The organism is Kutzneria sp. NPDC052558, from assembly GCF_044547355.1.
GTDB lineage: Bacteria > Actinomycetota > Actinomycetes > Mycobacteriales > Pseudonocardiaceae > Kutzneria.
In genome coordinates this window covers 1-16353 of sequence record NZ_JBIUAG010000028.1, presented here as the reverse complement: position 1 = coordinate 16353, position 16353 = coordinate 1, and the positions used below count along the sequence as shown (strand labels likewise).

The 16353-nt window shown below is 71.0% G+C and carries 17 protein-coding genes; 7 read left to right on the top strand and 10 right to left on the bottom strand.

From position 1 onward, the window contains the following. The first annotated feature begins 18 nt into the window (after positions 1-18). Positions 19-1332, top strand: coding sequence for a hypothetical protein (locus ACIG5F_RS36920; RefSeq protein WP_396524645.1), 1314 nt, complete (start codon positions 19-21; stop codon positions 1330-1332). Further along, positions 1332-2654 carry a TolB family protein gene (locus tag ACIG5F_RS36915; RefSeq protein WP_396524644.1) on the top strand — a complete coding sequence of 441 codons (1323 nt, stop codon included), beginning with the start codon at positions 1332-1334 and terminating at the stop codon, positions 2652-2654. The genes ACIG5F_RS36920 and ACIG5F_RS36915 overlap by 1 nt, the downstream gene beginning before the upstream one ends. On the opposite strand, the gene ACIG5F_RS36910 is transcribed toward ACIG5F_RS36915, so the two are convergent. From ACIG5F_RS36910 to ACIG5F_RS36900, 3 genes are read right to left on the bottom strand one after another with little or no spacing between them, the layout of a single operon-like run. Then, on the bottom strand, positions 2655-3488 hold the full coding sequence (locus ACIG5F_RS36910; protein WP_396524643.1) for an ABC transporter permease: 834 nt from the start codon (positions 3486-3488) through the stop codon (positions 2655-2657). Then, the gene (locus ACIG5F_RS36905; RefSeq protein ID WP_396524642.1) at positions 3485-4393 is read right to left on the bottom strand and encodes an ABC transporter ATP-binding protein; all 909 of its coding nucleotides are present in this window, start codon (positions 4391-4393) and stop codon (positions 3485-3487) included. Before ACIG5F_RS36905 ends, ACIG5F_RS36910 begins: the two co-directional genes overlap by 4 nt. Continuing rightward, positions 4390-5481: a hypothetical protein gene (locus ACIG5F_RS36900; RefSeq protein WP_396524641.1), complete on the bottom strand. Its 1092-nt coding sequence runs from the start codon at positions 5479-5481 to the stop codon at positions 4390-4392. The genes ACIG5F_RS36905 and ACIG5F_RS36900 overlap by 4 nt, the downstream gene beginning before the upstream one ends. Before the next feature lie 440 nt (positions 5482-5921). On the opposite strand from ACIG5F_RS36900, the gene ACIG5F_RS36895 reads away from it, so the two are divergent. Both ACIG5F_RS36895 and ACIG5F_RS36890 read left to right on the top strand, forming a co-directional pair. Next, positions 5922-6425 carry a transglycosylase family protein gene (locus tag ACIG5F_RS36895; protein WP_396524640.1) on the top strand — a complete coding sequence of 168 codons (504 nt, stop codon included), beginning with the start codon at positions 5922-5924 and terminating at the stop codon, positions 6423-6425. Positions 6426-6486: 61 nt separating this feature from the next. Next, positions 6487-7182 (top strand): RraA family protein, encoded by a 696-nt coding sequence (locus tag ACIG5F_RS36890; RefSeq protein ID WP_396524638.1) that lies wholly within the window; start codon positions 6487-6489, stop codon positions 7180-7182. A gap of 1 nt (position 7183) precedes the next feature. On the opposite strand, the gene yidD is transcribed toward ACIG5F_RS36890, so the two are convergent. The 3 genes from yidD to ACIG5F_RS36875 form a co-directional block, all read right to left on the bottom strand. Next, on the bottom strand, positions 7184-7606 hold the full coding sequence (yidD, locus tag ACIG5F_RS36885; protein ID WP_396524758.1) for a membrane protein insertion efficiency factor YidD: 423 nt from the start codon (positions 7604-7606) through the stop codon (positions 7184-7186). A 27-nt stretch (positions 7607-7633) separates the two neighbouring features. Continuing rightward, positions 7634-7966 (bottom strand): STAS domain-containing protein, encoded by a 333-nt coding sequence (locus ACIG5F_RS36880; protein WP_396524637.1) that lies wholly within the window; start codon positions 7964-7966, stop codon positions 7634-7636. Between the two features lie 101 nt (positions 7967-8067). Continuing rightward, positions 8068-9189, bottom strand: a complete 1122-nt coding sequence (locus ACIG5F_RS36875; protein ID WP_396524636.1) for a CaiB/BaiF CoA transferase family protein — start codon at positions 9187-9189, stop codon at positions 8068-8070. Positions 9190-9201: 12 nt separating this feature from the next. Here ACIG5F_RS36875 and ACIG5F_RS36870 point away from each other — a divergent pair, with 12 nt between their 5' ends. Further along, the gene (locus tag ACIG5F_RS36870) at positions 9202-9399 is read left to right on the top strand and encodes a hypothetical protein (RefSeq protein ID WP_396524635.1); all 198 of its coding nucleotides are present in this window, start codon (positions 9202-9204) and stop codon (positions 9397-9399) included. Positions 9400-9405: 6 nt separating this feature from the next. Here the strand turns inward: ACIG5F_RS36870 and ACIG5F_RS36865 are convergent, their stop codons facing one another. Next, entirely contained in the window at positions 9406-10311 is a 906-nt protein-coding gene (locus tag ACIG5F_RS36865) for an aminoglycoside phosphotransferase family protein (protein WP_396524634.1), read from the bottom strand. Between the two features lie 158 nt (positions 10312-10469). Then, positions 10470-11192 carry a MerR family transcriptional regulator gene (locus ACIG5F_RS36860; protein ID WP_396524633.1) on the bottom strand — a complete coding sequence of 241 codons (723 nt, stop codon included), beginning with the start codon at positions 11190-11192 and terminating at the stop codon, positions 10470-10472. A gap of 59 nt (positions 11193-11251) precedes the next feature. Here ACIG5F_RS36860 and ACIG5F_RS36855 point away from each other — a divergent pair, with 59 nt between their 5' ends. After that, complete coding sequence (locus ACIG5F_RS36855; protein WP_396524632.1) at positions 11252-13504, top strand: ATP-binding cassette domain-containing protein; 2253 nt, start codon at positions 11252-11254, stop codon at positions 13502-13504. Between the two features lie 10 nt (positions 13505-13514). Here the strand turns inward: ACIG5F_RS36855 and ACIG5F_RS36850 are convergent, their stop codons facing one another. Further along, positions 13515-14282, bottom strand: coding sequence for a hypothetical protein (locus ACIG5F_RS36850; protein ID WP_396524631.1), 768 nt, complete (start codon positions 14280-14282; stop codon positions 13515-13517). An 11-nt stretch (positions 14283-14293) separates the two neighbouring features. Beyond that, positions 14294-15058, bottom strand: a complete 765-nt coding sequence (locus tag ACIG5F_RS36845) for a GntR family transcriptional regulator (protein ID WP_396524630.1) — start codon at positions 15056-15058, stop codon at positions 14294-14296. 73 nt (positions 15059-15131) lie between these two features. Between ACIG5F_RS36845 and ACIG5F_RS36840 the strand changes: the two genes are divergently transcribed. Continuing rightward, on the top strand, positions 15132-16163 hold the full coding sequence (locus ACIG5F_RS36840; RefSeq protein ID WP_396524629.1) for a YeiH family protein: 1032 nt from the start codon (positions 15132-15134) through the stop codon (positions 16161-16163). Positions 16164-16353: the final 190 nt, after the last annotated feature.

Sequence of the window (16353 nt, the reverse complement as noted above, 5' to 3'; positions counted from 1 at the left end):
TCGAGCAGAAGGACAGCAATGAGACGCATCATCACGGTGTTGGCGCTGGTCGCGCTGACGCCGCCGGCCGTCGCGTACGCTGACAGCACGCCGGGCACCACGACGCTGGTCAGCTTCGAACCCGACGGTGTGACGCCGAGCCACGGCAGCAGCGGCGAGCCGTCGATCTCGGCCGACGGCCGGTTCGTGGCCTTCACCTCCGACTCGCCCGGCCTCGTCCCCGGTGACACCAACCGGGCCACCGACGTGTTCGTGCGGGATCGGCAGACCGGCGTCACCACCCGGGTCAGCGTCTCCTCGACCGGCGCGCAGGCCGACAACGTGAGCCAGGCCCCCTCGATCTCCGGTGACGGCCGCTACGTGGTGTTCAGCTCGTACGCCTCGAACCTGGTGCCGGGCGACACCAACCGGCGGTCGGACGTCTTCCTGCACGACACCCAGACCGGCACGACCAGCAAGATCAGCGTGGGCTCGGTCGGCGACCAGGCCAACTCCGGCAGCTACCGTCCGGTGATCTCGACCGACGGGCTGTTCGTCGCCTTCGAGTCGGACGCGAGCAACCTGATCGCCCACGACGACAACGGCCAGTCCGACATCTTCGAGTACAGCCGCCAGTGGAACACCCTCTCGCGGGTCAGCGTCGACGCGAACGGCCTGGAGTCCAACGGGTTGAGCTGGCAGCCGTCCATCTCGGCCGACGGCCGCTACGTCTCGTTCGCCTCCGAGGCCAGCAACCTCGTTCTCGGCGACACCAACCACTACGGCGACGTCTTCGTGCACGACCGCCTGGACTCGCGCACCGAACGGGTCAGCATCGGGGCCGGCGGGGCCCAGGGCGACAGCGTCAGCCGGTTCGCCCGGATCTCCGGCGACGGCCGCTGGGTCGTCTACATCTCGTACGCCTCGACCCTCGTGCCGGGCGACACCAACGACGAGAACGACATCTTCCTGTACGACCGGGAAACCTCGACCACCACCCGGATCGACCTCGACCCGGCCGGCCAGCAGCTGCGACACGGCACCACCACCAACATCTTCCCGGCGATCTCGACCGACGGCCGTTTCGTGGCCTACGAATCCGCCATGGACGAACTGGTGCCGGGCGACCACAACTACGCGGGGGACGTCTACCTCTGGGACCGGGCCACCGCCACCACGTCCTGGGCCAGCGTCGCCACCGACGGCGCCTTGGGCGACTACGGCTCGTTCGAACCGGCCTTCTCGGCCGACGGCCGGCATCTCGCCTTCGCCTCGACGGCCAAGAACTTCGTGCCCGGCGTGTCCGAGTTCGGGCTGAGCTCCAACGTCTACGTCCGAGAGTTGGCCGGCTGATGCGACGCACCCTGACCGTGCTGGCCGTGCTGGCACTGGCCCCGGCCGGCCTCGCGCAGGCGGACCCCGCGCCGGCCACGACGACGCTGCTGAGCGTGGCCACTGACGGCACCGCGGCCGGCGGCAGCTCCCTGCCGGCGATCACCCCCGACGGCCGCTACGTGGCCTTCGCCTCCGGCGCCCCGAACATCGTGGCCGGCGACACCAACCGGGCCACCGACGTGTTCGTGCGGGACCGGCAGACCGGCGTCACCACCCGGGTCAGCGTCGACTCGACCGGCGCGCAGGCCAACGACCGGAGCTGGGCCCCGTCGATCTCGGCCGACGGCCGCTACGTGGTTTTCCTGTCCGACGCCACGAATCTGATCGCGAGCGACACCAACCGGGCGCAGGACGTGTTCCTGCACGACCTGGTGACCGGCGCGACGAGCCTGGTCAGCCGGGGCTGGACGGGTGGCTGGACCGGCGAGCAGGCCAACAGCCAGAGCTTCCACCCGGTGATCTCGGCCGACGGCGACTACATCGCGTTCGACTCGTACGCGAGCAACATCGTCAGCGACGACACCAACGGCGTGCACGACGTGTTCGAGACCGAACGGGCCAGCGGCTACACCATCCGGGTCAGCATCGACTCGAACCGCTTCCAGGGCAACGGAATCAGCCAGCGGCCGTCGATCTCGGCCGACGGTGAGTACGTCGCGTTCGAGTCGGACGCCTCGAACATCGCCCTGTTCCCGGACACCAACCGGGCCACCGACGTGTTCGTGCACGACCGGCTGTCCGGGCGCACCGACCGGGTCAGCCTCAATCCCGATGGCACGGAAGGCAACCGCCCCAGCCGGTACGTGGCGATCTCGGCCGACGGCCGCTACTTCGCGTACACCTCGTACGCGTCGAACCTGGTGCCGGGCGACACCAACAACAGCAGCGACATGTTCCTGTTCGACCGCACGCGGAACACGGTCACGCGGATCAGCGTCGGCCCGAACGGCCAGCAGCGGCCCGGCGGCACCACCCCGGACATCCTGCCGTCGATCACCCCGGACGGCCGCTACGTCGCGTACGAGACCGGCGGGGACGATCTGGTGCCCGGCGACGTCAACTACGCGTGGGACGTGTTCCGCTGGGACCGCGACACCGCGACCACGAGCCTGATCAGCGTGGCCACCGACGGAACCCAGGGCGACCGCAGTTCGGTGACGCCGTCGATCTCCGCCGACGGCCGGCACATCGCGTTCGTCTCGTACGCGCACAACTGGGTGCCCACCGGCCTGCCGGACAACGCGATCAGCGGCAACGTCTTCGTGCGCGACCTCGGCTGATCACGAGGTGATGTCCTTGGTGGCGAGGTTGGCCCAGGCCGCGCCGAAGAAGACCGCGACGTAGCCGGCCTGTAACAGCAGGCCCTTGTCGATGGAGTCCCAGAAGATGGGGTCGCGGAAGAAGTCCACCCACGACAGCCAGTAGTCGGTGGGCAGGTAGGGCCGGACCGCGGCGGCCGCGTCCAGGGTCTGGAGCACGGCGCTGGTGATCAGGATCGACAGCGCGCCCAGCGCCGCGCCCAGGGACGAACTGGTCAGCGTGGACAGGAAAAGGCCGATCGCGCCGAAGCCGATCATGGCCACGACGATGTAGCCGATGGAGTACAGCAGCCGCACGGTGAGCTGCGTGTGCGTGAGGGAGATGCCCGACAGCGAGGTGGCCGCGCCCGCGGCCGCCCCGCCGGCGGCGCTCGTGCCGGCGCCGAACAGGATCACGCCCACGACCAGCGAGGACACGACCACGCAGGCGATGGCCAGCAGCACGAAGGCCACCAACGCGATGATCTTGGCCGTGAGCAGCCGGGTCCGCCCGACCGGCCGGATCAGCAGGTAGCGCAGCGTGCCGCCGACCGCCTCGCCGGCGATCGAGTCGCCGGCCACCACCGCCACCGACAGCGGCAGGAAAATGGGCAGCACCAAGGCCAGCGCCGCGGCCGGGAAGAGCAACCCGTTGCCCCGCACGGCCGACAGGAACGCCCCGCCCTGGCCCGGCGGGGGCGCGAAGTCGGCCGTCTTGAGGAACACGCCGACGATGATCGGCAGCGCGCACAGCAGCAGGATGTTGACCCAGATCCGGGGCCGCAGCACGAGTTTGCGCAGTTCGACGGTGATCATGACGCGTCCACCCGGTCCGAGCCGGCCCCGGTCACCTCCAGGACCACCTGTTCCAAGGTCCTGCGTTGCTCGGTGATCGCCGCGACCCGCAGGCCGGCGGCGACCAGCATGGCGTTGAGGGCGGCGGGATCCTCGTGGCGTATCAGCAGGTTCTCGCCCTCCCGGGTGACGAGTTGACCGTTGAGCAGCGAGGCCACGTCGGCGGCGTCGGGGCTGCGCAGCTCGATGAGGCCGGTGGCGCCGCGCACCGTGTCCAGTTCCTCTTCCAGGACAAGGCGTCCGCGGTCGACGATGCCGACCCGGGTGCACAGCTGCTCGACCTCGGACAGCAGGTGACTGGACAGGAAGACGGTGGTGCCGGCCTGGTTGAGGGCGATCAGCAGGTCCCGGATCTCGCGGATTCCCTTGGGATCCAGGCCGTTGGTGGGCTCGTCCAGAATGAGCAGCCGGGGTTTGCGCAGCAGGGCGGCGGCCAGCCCCAGCCGCTGCCGCATGCCCAGCGAATACGCCTTCACCGGACGGCGGTCGATGCCGGAAAGCCCGACCTGGGACAGGGCTTCCTCGATCCGATCGCGCCGGGTGCGCCGGCTGCCGCCGGGGCCGCCGGCGTCGAGCAGGGACAGGTTCCTGCGCCCGGAAAGGTGCGGATAGGCCGCCGGACCCTCGACCATGGCGCCGATCTGCGGCAGCACGTCGCCGCCGCTGCGGGGCATCGGGCGGTCGAGCACCTCGATGCTGCCGCTGGTGGCGTAGACCAGGCCCAACAGCATGCGCACCAAGGTCGTCTTGCCGGAACCGTTGGGCCCCAGGAAGCCGTAGCGGTCGCCGGGCCGCACGTTCAGGTTCACGGCGTCCACGGCGAGCACCGAGCCGTAGCGTTTGGTCAGCCCGTGAGTGACGATCATGGGCGCCTCCTCGGCAGGGTGGACAGCTCGGCGGCGGCCTGGGTCAGCAGCGCGGGGTCGACGACGCCGGCGACCAGGAAGGAGCGCCGGTTGGACCGTTCCACCAGCACGGAAAGCGGGGCGATGGTGAGCAGTGTGCCCTGGCCGGCCGGCAGTGTCACGGTTTTGCCGCCGACCTTGCCGATGGCGTTGACCACTCCGTCGGACACGTTGCGCGGCAACGGAACGACGACAAACGCGGCCAGGCCCGTGCCGTAGAAGCCGAGCCCCCGGCCGCCGCCGGCGCGGTCGGCCTGGAGTTGGCGGCCGGCCAGCGTGTCCGGCAGCGGGAACTCGCCCAACGCGCCGGCCACGTCGGGGGCATCGGTGGCGGTGAAACCGCTGTCCGGCGAGGGTTTCGGCGTGATCACGTCGTCGTCGGGACGCCGCGTGCTCACCGACTGGAAGGCCGTCACCACGAACGGCGCGGCCTGGCCCTTGGCCGTCACCTCGACCCGCAGCGGCAGGCCGGTGCCGGGATCGGCCCAGATGTCGACGTGGCCGATGGCCGTCTGTGGGTCGGACGGCGTCACCCGCAGCCCGGCGGCGTCGATGCCGGCGACGCGTTGTGCCGGCAGTGCGGCCACTTTCCCCTCGCCGGCCAGCACCCGGCGGGCCAGGTCGGGCGGCAGCAGGTCGCCGCCGCGCGGCAGCCGGATCGGCTGGTCGCCGACGACCTCGGTGTACTGGTTCTGCCCGTTGTCCCAGACGTACTGGCTGCCCGGCACGGTGTAGGTGTCGCGCTCGCCGACGCCGGAGATCTCGTCCACCCGCCAGTGCTGCGGGTCCACGTACCAGGACCGCAGCCGGGTCACGCCGCCGAGCAGCGACGTCACCTCGGACAGGTTCGGCAGGTCGGGCAGGCCAAGTGAACCGGTGCTCTCGGCGTAACCCTGGTAAGGGAGGTTCGCCGAGGCCAGCACCCGGGTGCGTAGCACACCGGCGTCCAGACGCGCGGACGCCGGCAAGGCGGCCAGCACCAGCGGCGCGGCGACCAGCGCCGCCGCCACCACGGCCACCACCGCCCACCGCCACCGCGTCCGCGCCACGTCACCTTTCTACGCCTGCCGGGGGCGGTTCGGTTGTGTCGAATCCTTACGGATGTGGGACAGGTCACGCCCGGAAACGGCGACGCCACCGTTTCGGGTGATTCGTGCGGTCCAATTCCGAAGATCAAGTGAATGTCGACCTGCCGGATCACGTTTTGATCGCGACACGATGTCCGGTCGATATCCTTGCTCACGTCGATTTCACCTGCTTACGTTGGCGCCGGGTCCGGAAACGGGCCCAGCGGTGCCGATCCGGCGAGCGCCCAGCTCCGTCCGGAAACCGGATCGGGTCACGTTGTCGCGTGAAGGGAACCGTCGGACGGAGGGCGCGTGCGCCAGGCGCGGTGGGAGAGGCAACGATGTCGCATCGTCGAGTGAATCGGCGGGTCGTCGTGGGTTCCGCAGCCGGAATCGCGGCGCTGGTTTTGTCGGTCGGCCCCATGGCCGGATTCGCGCAGGCGGATTCCGGCGTCAACTGGGACAAGGTGGCCGCCTGCGAGAGCGGCGGCCGCTGGTCGGCCAACACCGGCAACGGCTACTACGGCGGCCTCCAGTTCTCGCCCGGCACCTGGGCCGCCAACGGCGGCTCCGGCTCGCCGGCGCAGGCCAGCCGCGAGGAGCAGATCCGGGTCGCCGAGAACGTGGTGCGCTCACGGGGAACCGGCGCGTGGCCGAACTGCATGTTCGGTGGAGGCGGCCATTCCGCCCCGGCCCGCAGCGCGCCGGCCGCCCCGCGTCTGACCCCGCCGCGGCCCACGGCCGAGGCGCCGGCCTCGACCGACAACCCGGCCGGCGACTACACGATCCAGCCCGGCGACACCCTCAGCGGCATCGCCGACCAGCTCGGCGTGGCCGGCGGCTGGCAGCGTCTGGTCGAGCTGAACCCGGCCGCGCTCACCGACCCGGACCTGATCTTCCCGGGCGCGCGCATCGTCACCAGGTAACGCACGAAAGGGCGGCATGCCGGCACTCCGCCGGCATGCCGCCCTGTTTTAGGGTCGTCCCATGGATCTTCTTCGCCAGCGGTTCGAGACGCTGACCACCGCGCACATCGCCGACGCCTGCGTGCGGGCCCAGCTTCCGGTGCGGTGCCAGGGAGTTCACCCGGTGGTGGCCGGCGACAAGACCGCCGGGCGGGTGCTGCCGGCCCGGCACGCCGGCAGCGTCGACATCTTCCTGGAGGCGATCGAGGGCGCGGCCGCCGGCGACGTGCTGGTGGTGGACAACGGCGCGCGGCGCGATCACGCCTGTGTCGGCGACCTGATCGTGCAGGAGGCGCAGACCGCCGGGCTGGCCGGCGTGGTGATCTGGGGCCTGCACCGCGACACCGACGACGTGCGGGCGATCGGCCTGCCGGTCTACAGCCTCGGCGCGCTGCCGACCGGCCCGCTCCAGCCCGAGGAGCGCGCGGCCGAGGCGCTGACCTCGGCGCGGGTGGGGGAGTGGGTCGTCGACTCTTCCGACGCCGTGTTCGCCGACGACGACGGCGTGATCTTCGTGCCGATGGCCCACGTCGAGGACGTGCTCGCGCTGGCCGAAGGCATCCGGGACAAGGAACGCCGCCAGGCCGACCTGGTGCGCGAGGGCCAGACCCTGCGTGACCAGCTCGGCTTCGCCGACTTCCTGGCCCGGCGCGCGGCGGACCCGGCGCTCACCTTCCGCGAGCACCTGCGCCGGGTGGGCGGCGCCGTCGAGGAGTGAGCTAGCTCGGCACAGGGTCCGCGCCGCGCCGGCCGCCCGGACGGCAGCGCAGCAGCCGGCCGATCATCAACCGGGTTCCGCGCAAGGCCCCGTGCCGGCGAATGGCCTGCGCCGCGTACTCCGAGCAGCTCGGTTCGAACCGGCACACCGCCGGCCGGTTGGCGCTGATCTCCCGCTGATACACCCGAATTGCCGCGATCATCACTTCTGATGGCTTTCGGGTGCGCGGCAGCGCCGAGCCGGCGGCGACCAGAAGATGAGGAATAGTCAGCAGGCCCAGGATCAGGCAGTTGCCGTCACAGCTTTCCGCTATGCAGCAACCACTCTCGATCAGGCAGGCGTCCCGCCAGCAGGAGGATCCGCCGCCGCCCCGGTACCGGCGCGGCTCATGGTATCCGTCGTCGTAACGCCGGCGGCGTCGCATGAAGGGCACTCCGCCACTGTAACCACGTCAGCTGTGAGTCAGGGCTTGATCCACTGAAGCCACCACCGTGACCAACTGATCGACCCCGGTGATCTGCAACGGCCGCAGCACCGCCCGCTGGTCGGCCACCACCAGCAGGTGCAGCCCGCGCACGGTCGCGTCGTGCTGGAGGTCGACCAGCACGTGCAGGCCGGCCGAGGCGAAGAAGGTCACATCGCTCAGGTCCAGCACCAACCCCGCCGGCTGCGCCGCCACCGCCTCCGTCACCACCGCCCGGAGCCGACTCTCCTGCGCCATGTCCACCTCGCCCGTCACGTGCACGACGGCGACCGAACCGATGCGTTCCACGCTGATCGACATGGCCGGGACTCCCTCACTCGCCCGTAGCGAACCGCGCGGGCTGTGCTCTCAACCGGCGGCGTCAACCGTAGGCCGCTCGGGGACCACCGGCAAGAAGGCGGTCAGCCCTCCCGAAGCCACGCCCTGATCTCGGGGCCGTGCTGGTCCAGGGCCGGCGGCGCGAGGTCGTAGCGGGGCGGGGTGGCCGAGAACGTGAGCGGGTTGCGGACCGTCGGCACGCCGCCGGCGTCGACCACCGGGGCCAGCCCCAGCTCGGTGGCCAGCTCGACGCCCTGGGCGACGTCGTTGATCGGACCACACGGGATGTCGGCGTCGGTGAGGATGCGGAACCACTCCTGCGCCGACTTCGCGGCCAGCCGGGCCAGCAGCAGCGGCCGCAGCGCCTCGCGGTTGGCGTTGCGCACGGCCATGGTCGCGAAGCGGTGATCGTCGGCCAGTTCGGGCGCGCCGACAGCGGCGGCCAGCCGGCGGAACTGGCGGTCGTTGCCCACAGCGATGATCAGCTCGCCGTCGCCGGTGGCCATCGGCTCGTACGGGTAGAGGCTGAGATGCTCGTTGCCCATCCGGTGGGGCGCCACGCCGCCGGCCACGTAGGCCGAGGTCTGGTTGACCAGCGAGGACAGCGCCGCCGACAGCAGGTTGGTCTCGATGTGCTGGCCCTGCCCCGTGACGTCCCGGTGGTGCAGGGCGGCCAGGATGCCGGTCGCCGCGTGCAGGCCGGTCATCACGTCGATCACGGCCACGCCGGCCCGGTACGGCGGCCCGTCGGGCGCTCCGGTGAGGCTCATCAGGCCGGACACTCCCTGCACCAGCAGGTCGTAGCCGGGCAGCGTCGCCTCGGGGCCGAAGCCGCTGATCGAGCAGTAGACGACCGCCGGATTCACCGCCGCCACGTCGTCGTAGCCGAGGCCGAACCGGGCCATGCCGCCCGGGCGCAGGTTGTGCACCAGCACGTCGGCGCGGCCGGCCAGCCGCCGGGCGACCGCGTTGTCCTCGGCATCGGCCAGGTCCAGCGCGATCGACCGCTTGTTCCGGTTGACCGAGAGGTAATAGGTGCCGACCCCGTTCCCGTCGGTCGGCGGCAGCCACTGCCGGGTGTCGTCGCCGTGCGGGCTCTCCACCTTGATCACGTCCGCGCCCAGATCGGCCAGCAGCATCGTGCCGTACGGCCCGGCCAGCACCCGGGAGAAATCGGCAACGACAATTCCGTCCAACGGTCCCATGCCCTCAGTAAAGTGCACGCCCCGGCCGGGCTTCGCGTGCACAATCTCACCGTTTCCGCCGACGGTGTGAATCAGCGCCTGGACGCCCCGTTCGGGGATTTCGACGGCGACGTGTTCGTGCTGACCCACCACGCCCGCCCGGCGCTGCCGATGGACGGCTACCGGGTGGCCCGGACCGCTTCCAGCGACGCCGTCACCCACGTGGCTTGAACGCGCTCAGCGCTGAAGGTCCGCCACGATCTCCGTCAAAGCCTGGTGGACAAGGGAAGCTCGGACGGGGTCGGCGAGGTCGGCCTTGGCCGGCAGGATGGAGGTCAGGCCCCAGACCCGGCCGCGGGCCCAGGTGGCGTCGTCGACGGCGAGGAGCTTGCGGAACTCGTCGCGCACGCCCGCGGGCAGGAAGCCCCACGCGGCAATGAGATCGACGGCGGGATCGCCGACGGCGAGGGTGCCGAAGTCGATGACGGCGGTGAGGCGGCCGTCGCGGGCGAGCAGGTTGGCGGGGGCGGGATCGCCGTGGACCCAGACCGGCGGCCCGTCCCAGGCGGAGGCGTCAAGCCCGGCCTGCCACACGGCGAGCACGGAGTCGAGGTCGAAAAACCCGTCCAGCACCGAGATCCGGCCCCGGAGGTAGGAGTCCACGACCGGCGAGTCACGGTGGTCGTGCAGCCCGACGCCGCGGAAACCGTTGCTCCACTCGGGCGGCGGCCCGTCGGACGGGTCGATGTCCCGCAGTGCCAACAGAAAGTCGGCGAGGTCGACGGCGGCCTTGGCGGGGTCGTCGAGCGCGGACAGGACGGCGTTCGACCCCTCGATCCAGTCGTACACCGACCACGGGAACGGATAGCCCTCGCCGGGCCGCCCCTTGCCCAGCGGAGCCGGCACGGCCAACGGCAGATGCGGCGCCAGCACCGGCAGCCACCGCTGTTCCCGCGTGACCTGGCCGATCCAGCGGGCGAACCGCGGCATCCGGATGAGCTTGTCCGCGCCGAGCCGGAAGGTGATGTTGTCGACGCCGGAGGACGGCACCGGCGTCACCGGCAGCCCGCCCCACTCCGGGAACTGCGCGGCGACGAGCCTTTCCACTTGTGGGACCTCGACGTGCACGGCAGCGGAAGACACAGCCATGAGCCTGCCGGCATCACACCGCACGTGTCGAGGCAATTACCGGCAGCCGGCGATCGTCCCGCAGCGCCTTGGCTTCCGCGTGATCGGTGACCAGCCGGCCCGGCACGCCGTCGGGCGTCATCACCCGGCGCCGTGGGGCCCTGCCAGCGACGTCAGGGCGCGGCGGCCGGTTCGACCGGCAATTCCTCGGCCAGGTAGGCGTGCAGCAGGGCCGCGGCGGCCAGCATCTGCTCGGCCCGGCGGCCGATCTCCGCGTGCCGCTGGGCGATCGAGGCCCGCAGCGCGTCCCGGCTGCCGGTGCGGCGCAGGTCGTCCAGGATCGGCCGGATCTGCGGGAGGCGGTGCATGCCCTGGCGCAGCATCAGGATGATCCGGGCGTCGCGGATCTCCTTCGGCCCGTACGTACGGTAGCCGGTGGCCGGATCCCGTTGCGGCGCAAGGAGTTCGGCGTCCTCCCAGACTCGCAGCGTGGACGTGCGGACGCCGAGGTGCGCGGCCAGCTCGCCGATGTGCAGGCCAGCGCGGGCCGGCGGCTCGGTGTCCACCACCGTCTCCAGCGCCTCGGCGGTCAGCTTGAGGGCCTCCCGCCGGCGGTGCAGCTCGGCGTGCTCGGCGTCGATCATGGCCAGCGCGCCCGGTCGGTCGCCGGCGTGGACGGCGCGCATGATGTCCCCGGCGGCGACCCAACCGTGCCCGTCGGCCAGCGCCCGGTAGGCCAGCAGCGCCCGGCGGTGCCGGTCGTCGAGCCGGCGGTAGCCGGTCTCGGACCGAGCGGCCGGCGGCAGCACGCCGGCGTCCAGGTAGTTGCGGATCTGCTGCGCGGAGACGCCGACGAGCCGGGCCAGGTCGACGGGCCGGTTGAGGGTTTTGCGCACGTCTCTCCAGGGTTGTCGGCAAAGTCTCAACAAGGAGGTTCAACGATACGCTTGAGGCCATGGATTTTGTCAGGGTGCTGGGCGCCCGCGAGCACAATCTCACCGGCATCGACATCGACCTGCCCAAGCGGGTGATCACCGTGGTGACCGGCGTGTCCGGCTCGGGCAAGTCGTCGCTGGTGTTCGACACCGTGGCGGCCGAGGGCCAGCGGCAGTTCCACGAGACCCTGCCGGCGTTCGTGCGGAACTTCCTGCCGCACCGGTCCCGGCCGGACGTCGACCTGATCGAGCACCTGCCGGCCGTGGTGATGGTCGACCAGCGGCGGCTCGGCGGCGGGTCGCGTTCGACCGTCGGCACCATCACCGACATCGCGCCACTGCTGCGACTGCTGTTCTCTCGCGCCGGCCAACCATATGTCGGGACGGCGGACTCGTTCTCGTTCAACATGCCGGCCGGCATGTGCCCTGGCTGCGAGGGGCTGGGCGTGGCCACCGACGTCGACCTCGCGGCCTTCCTCGATCCGAGGCTGTCACTGGCCGAAGGCGCCCTGGTCCCTCCCACCTTCAAGGTCGGCAACTGGCACTGGCAGATCTTCGCCAACCGCTTCGACGTGGACAAGCCGATCGCCTTGTTCACCGAGGCCGAGCGGCAGGACCTGTTGTACGGCGATGGCGGCTCCGTCGAGGTGGCCAACCTCGGACAGAAGATCAACGCCACCTACGAGGGCGCGGTGGTGAAGTTCCGGCGGCTGCACCTGCGCAAGGACAGCGCCGAGACCAGCGAGCGCACCCGGCAGACGGTCGCCCGGTTCACCACCTCCCGACCCTGCCCCGACTGCGCCGGCACCCGCCTGTCGGCGGCCGCCCTGGGGTGTCGCATCGACGGCCGCACCATCGCCGAACTGTCCTCTTGGGAGTCTGGAGACCTGCTGTCGTGGCTGGCGGGCTTGGACTTGCCGGCCGTCGCGCCCGTGCTGGCCAGCCTCCGGCAGCGGATCGGGCACCTCGTGGAGATCGGGCTCGGCTACCTGTCCCTCGACCGCGCCACGGACACCCTGTCCGGCGGGGAGTCCCAGCGCGTCAAGATCGTCCGCCAGCTGGCCAGCACCCTGTCGGATCTGCTGTACGTGTTCGACGAGCCCAGCATCGGCCTGCACGCCCGGGACGTCGGCCGGCTGACCCGGCTGCTGACCTCCTTGCGGGACAAGGGGAACACCGTCCTGGTGGTGGAGCACGACCGGGACGTCATCGCCGCCGCCGACCACGTCGTCGACATCGGCCCCGGGGCCGGCCGGGCCGGCGGCCAGGTCGTGTTCGCCGGAGCCGTTGCCGCGCTGGCCGATTCCGGCACCGTGACCGGCCGCTGCCTGAAGGCCCGGCCCGAACTCAAGCCGCAGGTGCGATGGCCCAGCGGGTGGCTCCCGCTGGAACACGTCTGGCTGCACAACCTTCGCGACGTCAGTGTCGAGATCCCCACCGGCGTGCTGACCGCCGTCACCGGCGTCGCCGGCTCCGGCAAGTCTTCGTTGATATACGGCGCTTTCTGCTCTCGCTACCCCGACGCCGTCGTTGTCGACCAGTCCGCCCCCACCGCCAACCGCCGGTCCAGCATCGCCACCTACACCGGCGTGCTCGACCACATCCGCAAGGCCTTCGCCAAGGCCAACGGCGTCAGCCCCGGCCTGTTCAGCGCCAACTCCGCCGGCGCCTGCCCCGAATGCGAAGGCGCCGGCGTGACCGTCACCGATCTCGCCTTCCTGGAAGGCATCGCCTCCGTCTGCGGGGCCTGCGAGGGCCGGCGCTATTCCCCCGAGGTCCTCGGCTACCGGTTGAACGGCTCGTCGATCGGCGACGTGCTCGACATGACCGTCGCCCAGGCCGCCGAGTTCTTCCAGGGCAACCGGCCCGTCGCTGCCGTCCTCAGTGGACTGATCGACGTCGGGCTGGACTACCTCCGCATCGGGCAGCCCCTGCCCAGCCTGTCCGGCGGCGAGTGCCAGCGCATCAAGCTCGCCTCCCACCTGCACCGCTGCGGCGCCGTCTACGTGTTCGACGAACCCACCACCGGCCTGCACATGTCCGATGTGGACCGCCTCATCGGCGTCCTCGACCACCTCGTCGACTCCCGCGGCGCCACCGTCATCGTCATCGAGCACAGCCTGGAGGTCATCGCCCGGGCCGACTGGATTATCGACCTCGGCCCAGAAGGCGGCACCGCCGGCGGCCGAATCCTGTTCTCCGGCACCCCTTCCGACCTCGTCGCCCGCCCCACCTCCCACACCGCCCACGCCCTCCTCTCGGCCGTCCGATGACGCCCGACGCTCAGGCCCGCCGGGAGCGCAGCAACGCCCAGCAGGCCGCCCGCAAGCTGCGGTAACGGAGCTTGGTGGCGATCATGGCGGCCTGGTCCGCGGTCAGCCGGCGCATCTCCCACACCAGTTCGGCGATCTCGGCCGCGGCCGGGTGCCGCCAGCGGTCCTCCGGCGGCTGGGCCATGCCCGCGATCGCGGCCAGGTCGCCGGGCGGGATGCCGAGCAGGATCGCGATGTCCCTGACCCATTCGGGCCTCGGCTGGGCCTGCCCCCTGCCCAGGCTGGGGTACGTGGCCGCGGAGAGGTACAGGGGTGTTGTCATGGCGAGAGCCATCGCCGCATGGAGGGTCCTGAGGTTGCGGTTCTCGAGCATGAGGACCAGCACCGCGCCGATGCTCGGTTCATACTGTTCGTAGGGGTGCCGCGGCGGTGTCGGCTCGGTGCGGGGTTGTTGCGGCAGCGACCTCACCAGCCGAATCACTCTGCGCACCTGTCTCGGCCGTGCCTTCGCCAGGCGATACAACGTGTCTCGCACACCGCCACCGGCGTTCGGATCCAGCGGTGTCAACTCCTCCGGCACCGGCAGTTGGGCCAGTACCAGCATGTCCGGCACGCGCAGGTCGAACGCCGCCGCCAGCGCCTCGATCAGCGGCCGGCTCGGCGTCGCGCCGTCCAGGACCTCACGTAACTCCTCGGCCGTTACGCCGGCCGGCTCGCTCAAGCCGCGGTGTTCCATGAGCCGCCGCAGCACCACGCCGAATCCCGGGTACTCGATCACGTGGCCAATGATCACCCAGTTTGCGGCTGGGTGAAGCGGTATCCGAACTGAGCGGTGAACTCGGCGGTGAGGGCGAAGCGGTCGCCGCGGACCAGGGTCTGCCGCCATTCGACCGGGCGGCCCTGGGAGAGACCGAGGCGGTTGATGGCGAACAGGGCGGTGCCGGCGGGGCAGCGGAGCTGGGCGGACTCGGCGGGGGAAGGCACAACGGCGTGCACGTCCTCGTGTCCGGCATCGAGGCGGATGCCGGTGCGGGTGGCGAGCTCGCCATAGAGGCTGGTGTGGCGGAAGTCGGCGTCGAGCAGGGGAGTGGCGATGGATGCGGGCAGCCAGACTCGGTCGATGGCGAGGGGGTCGTCGCCGGCCAGGCGGAGGCGTTCGAGGTAGACCAGCGGCGTCGAGCCCTCCAGCCCGAGACGTTCGGCGACGAGGGCGTCGGCCCGGACGTCGAGGGCGCGGACGACGGAGTCCTGGGACAGGCCGGCGGCCTCGACGGAGGCAAAGAGGCTGTAGAGGGCTCCGACGGGCTGATGGATCTCGGGCACGGGGGCGACCCGGGGCTGGCGGCCGCGCTCGGCGACGATCACGCCGTCGGCCCGGAGCTGGCGCAGCGCCTGCCGCACGGTGGAGCGGCTGACGTCGTACTCCTCGACCAGGGCCAGCTCGCCCGGGAACTGCTCGGAGAACTCGCCGGTGGAGAGCCGGTCGAGCAGTGAGCGCTGGAGCTGCTGCCACAGCGGCGTCGACCCGGATCGGTCCAATGTGCGCCCCGCCACGAGGAGAACGCTACCGGTTGTGCAATGTCCGTACATATCGTAGCTTAAATGTACGGACATTAGGAGGCGACCCATGGCCCGCACGCTGCCCGCGGCACCGCAGACCTCGCTGACGACCCGGCTGCCGGGGCTGGCGATCACGGTGGCGGTCGCGGCGGCGGCGACGGGCCTTGGCCTGCTGGCCCCGGTGATCGGCGGCCCGGTGTTCGCGATCGTGCTGGGCGTGCTCGCGGCCACGGTGATCAAGCCGCTGCGGTCGGCCACCCTCACGCCGGGCTACACCCTGGCCTCGAAGGGCGTGCTCCAGCTGTCGATCGTGGTGCTGGGCACCGGCCTGTCCCTGCAACAAGTGGTGCACGTCGGCGTGTCCTCGCTGCCGGTCATGCTCGGCACGCTGGCGGTGGCCCTGGGCGGCGCGTGGCTGCTGGGCCGGTGGCTGAAGATCGGCTCGGACACCAGGACCCTGATCGGCGTGGGCACCGGCATCTGCGGCGCGTCGGCGATCGCCGCCACCACGGCCGTGATCAAGCCCAAGGACACCGAGGTCGCCTACGCCATCGGCACGATCTTCACCTTCAACATCGCCGCCGTGCTGCTCTTCCCGCCGCTGGGCCACCTGCTCGGCCTGAGCCCGCACGCCTTCGGGCTGTGGGCCGGCACCGCCGTCAACGACACCTCCTCCGTGGTCGCGGCCGCCTACTCCTACGGCGCCGACGCCGGCCCGTACGCCATCGTCGTGAAGCTGACCCGCAGCCTGATGATCATCCCCATCGTGATCGCCCTGGCGTTGCTCAAGGCCCGCCGCGACAGCGCCAACGGCCACGGCGAGGTGCACCTGCCGTGGCACCGCATCGTGCCGCTGTTCCTGATCGGCTTCGTCGTCGCGGCGGCCACCGACACCGCCGGCCTCATCCCCGACAGCTGGCACCCGGCCCTGTCTGCCCTGGGCACGTTCCTGATCACCACCGCCCTCGCCGGCATCGGCCTGTCCCTGCGGTTCGCCGACATGCGCAAGGCCGGCGCCCGCCCCCTGCTGCTCGGCGGCCTGCTCTGGATCGCCGTCGCCGCCAGCAGCCTCGGCATCCAGGCCATCACCGGCCTCTAGCCCCCCCAAGATCAAGGGACCGATCCTCTCGTTCAACGCCAGGAAGGGCCCCTTCATGACGTTCGGTGTCATGAAGGGGCCCTTCCTGACGTTGGACCTGGATCCACCGAAAATCTTGATGGTGTGACCGTGTCCTAGACACACAGATGCCCTCTGACTTGGGACGATTGTTCTTGCGACAGAACCAACC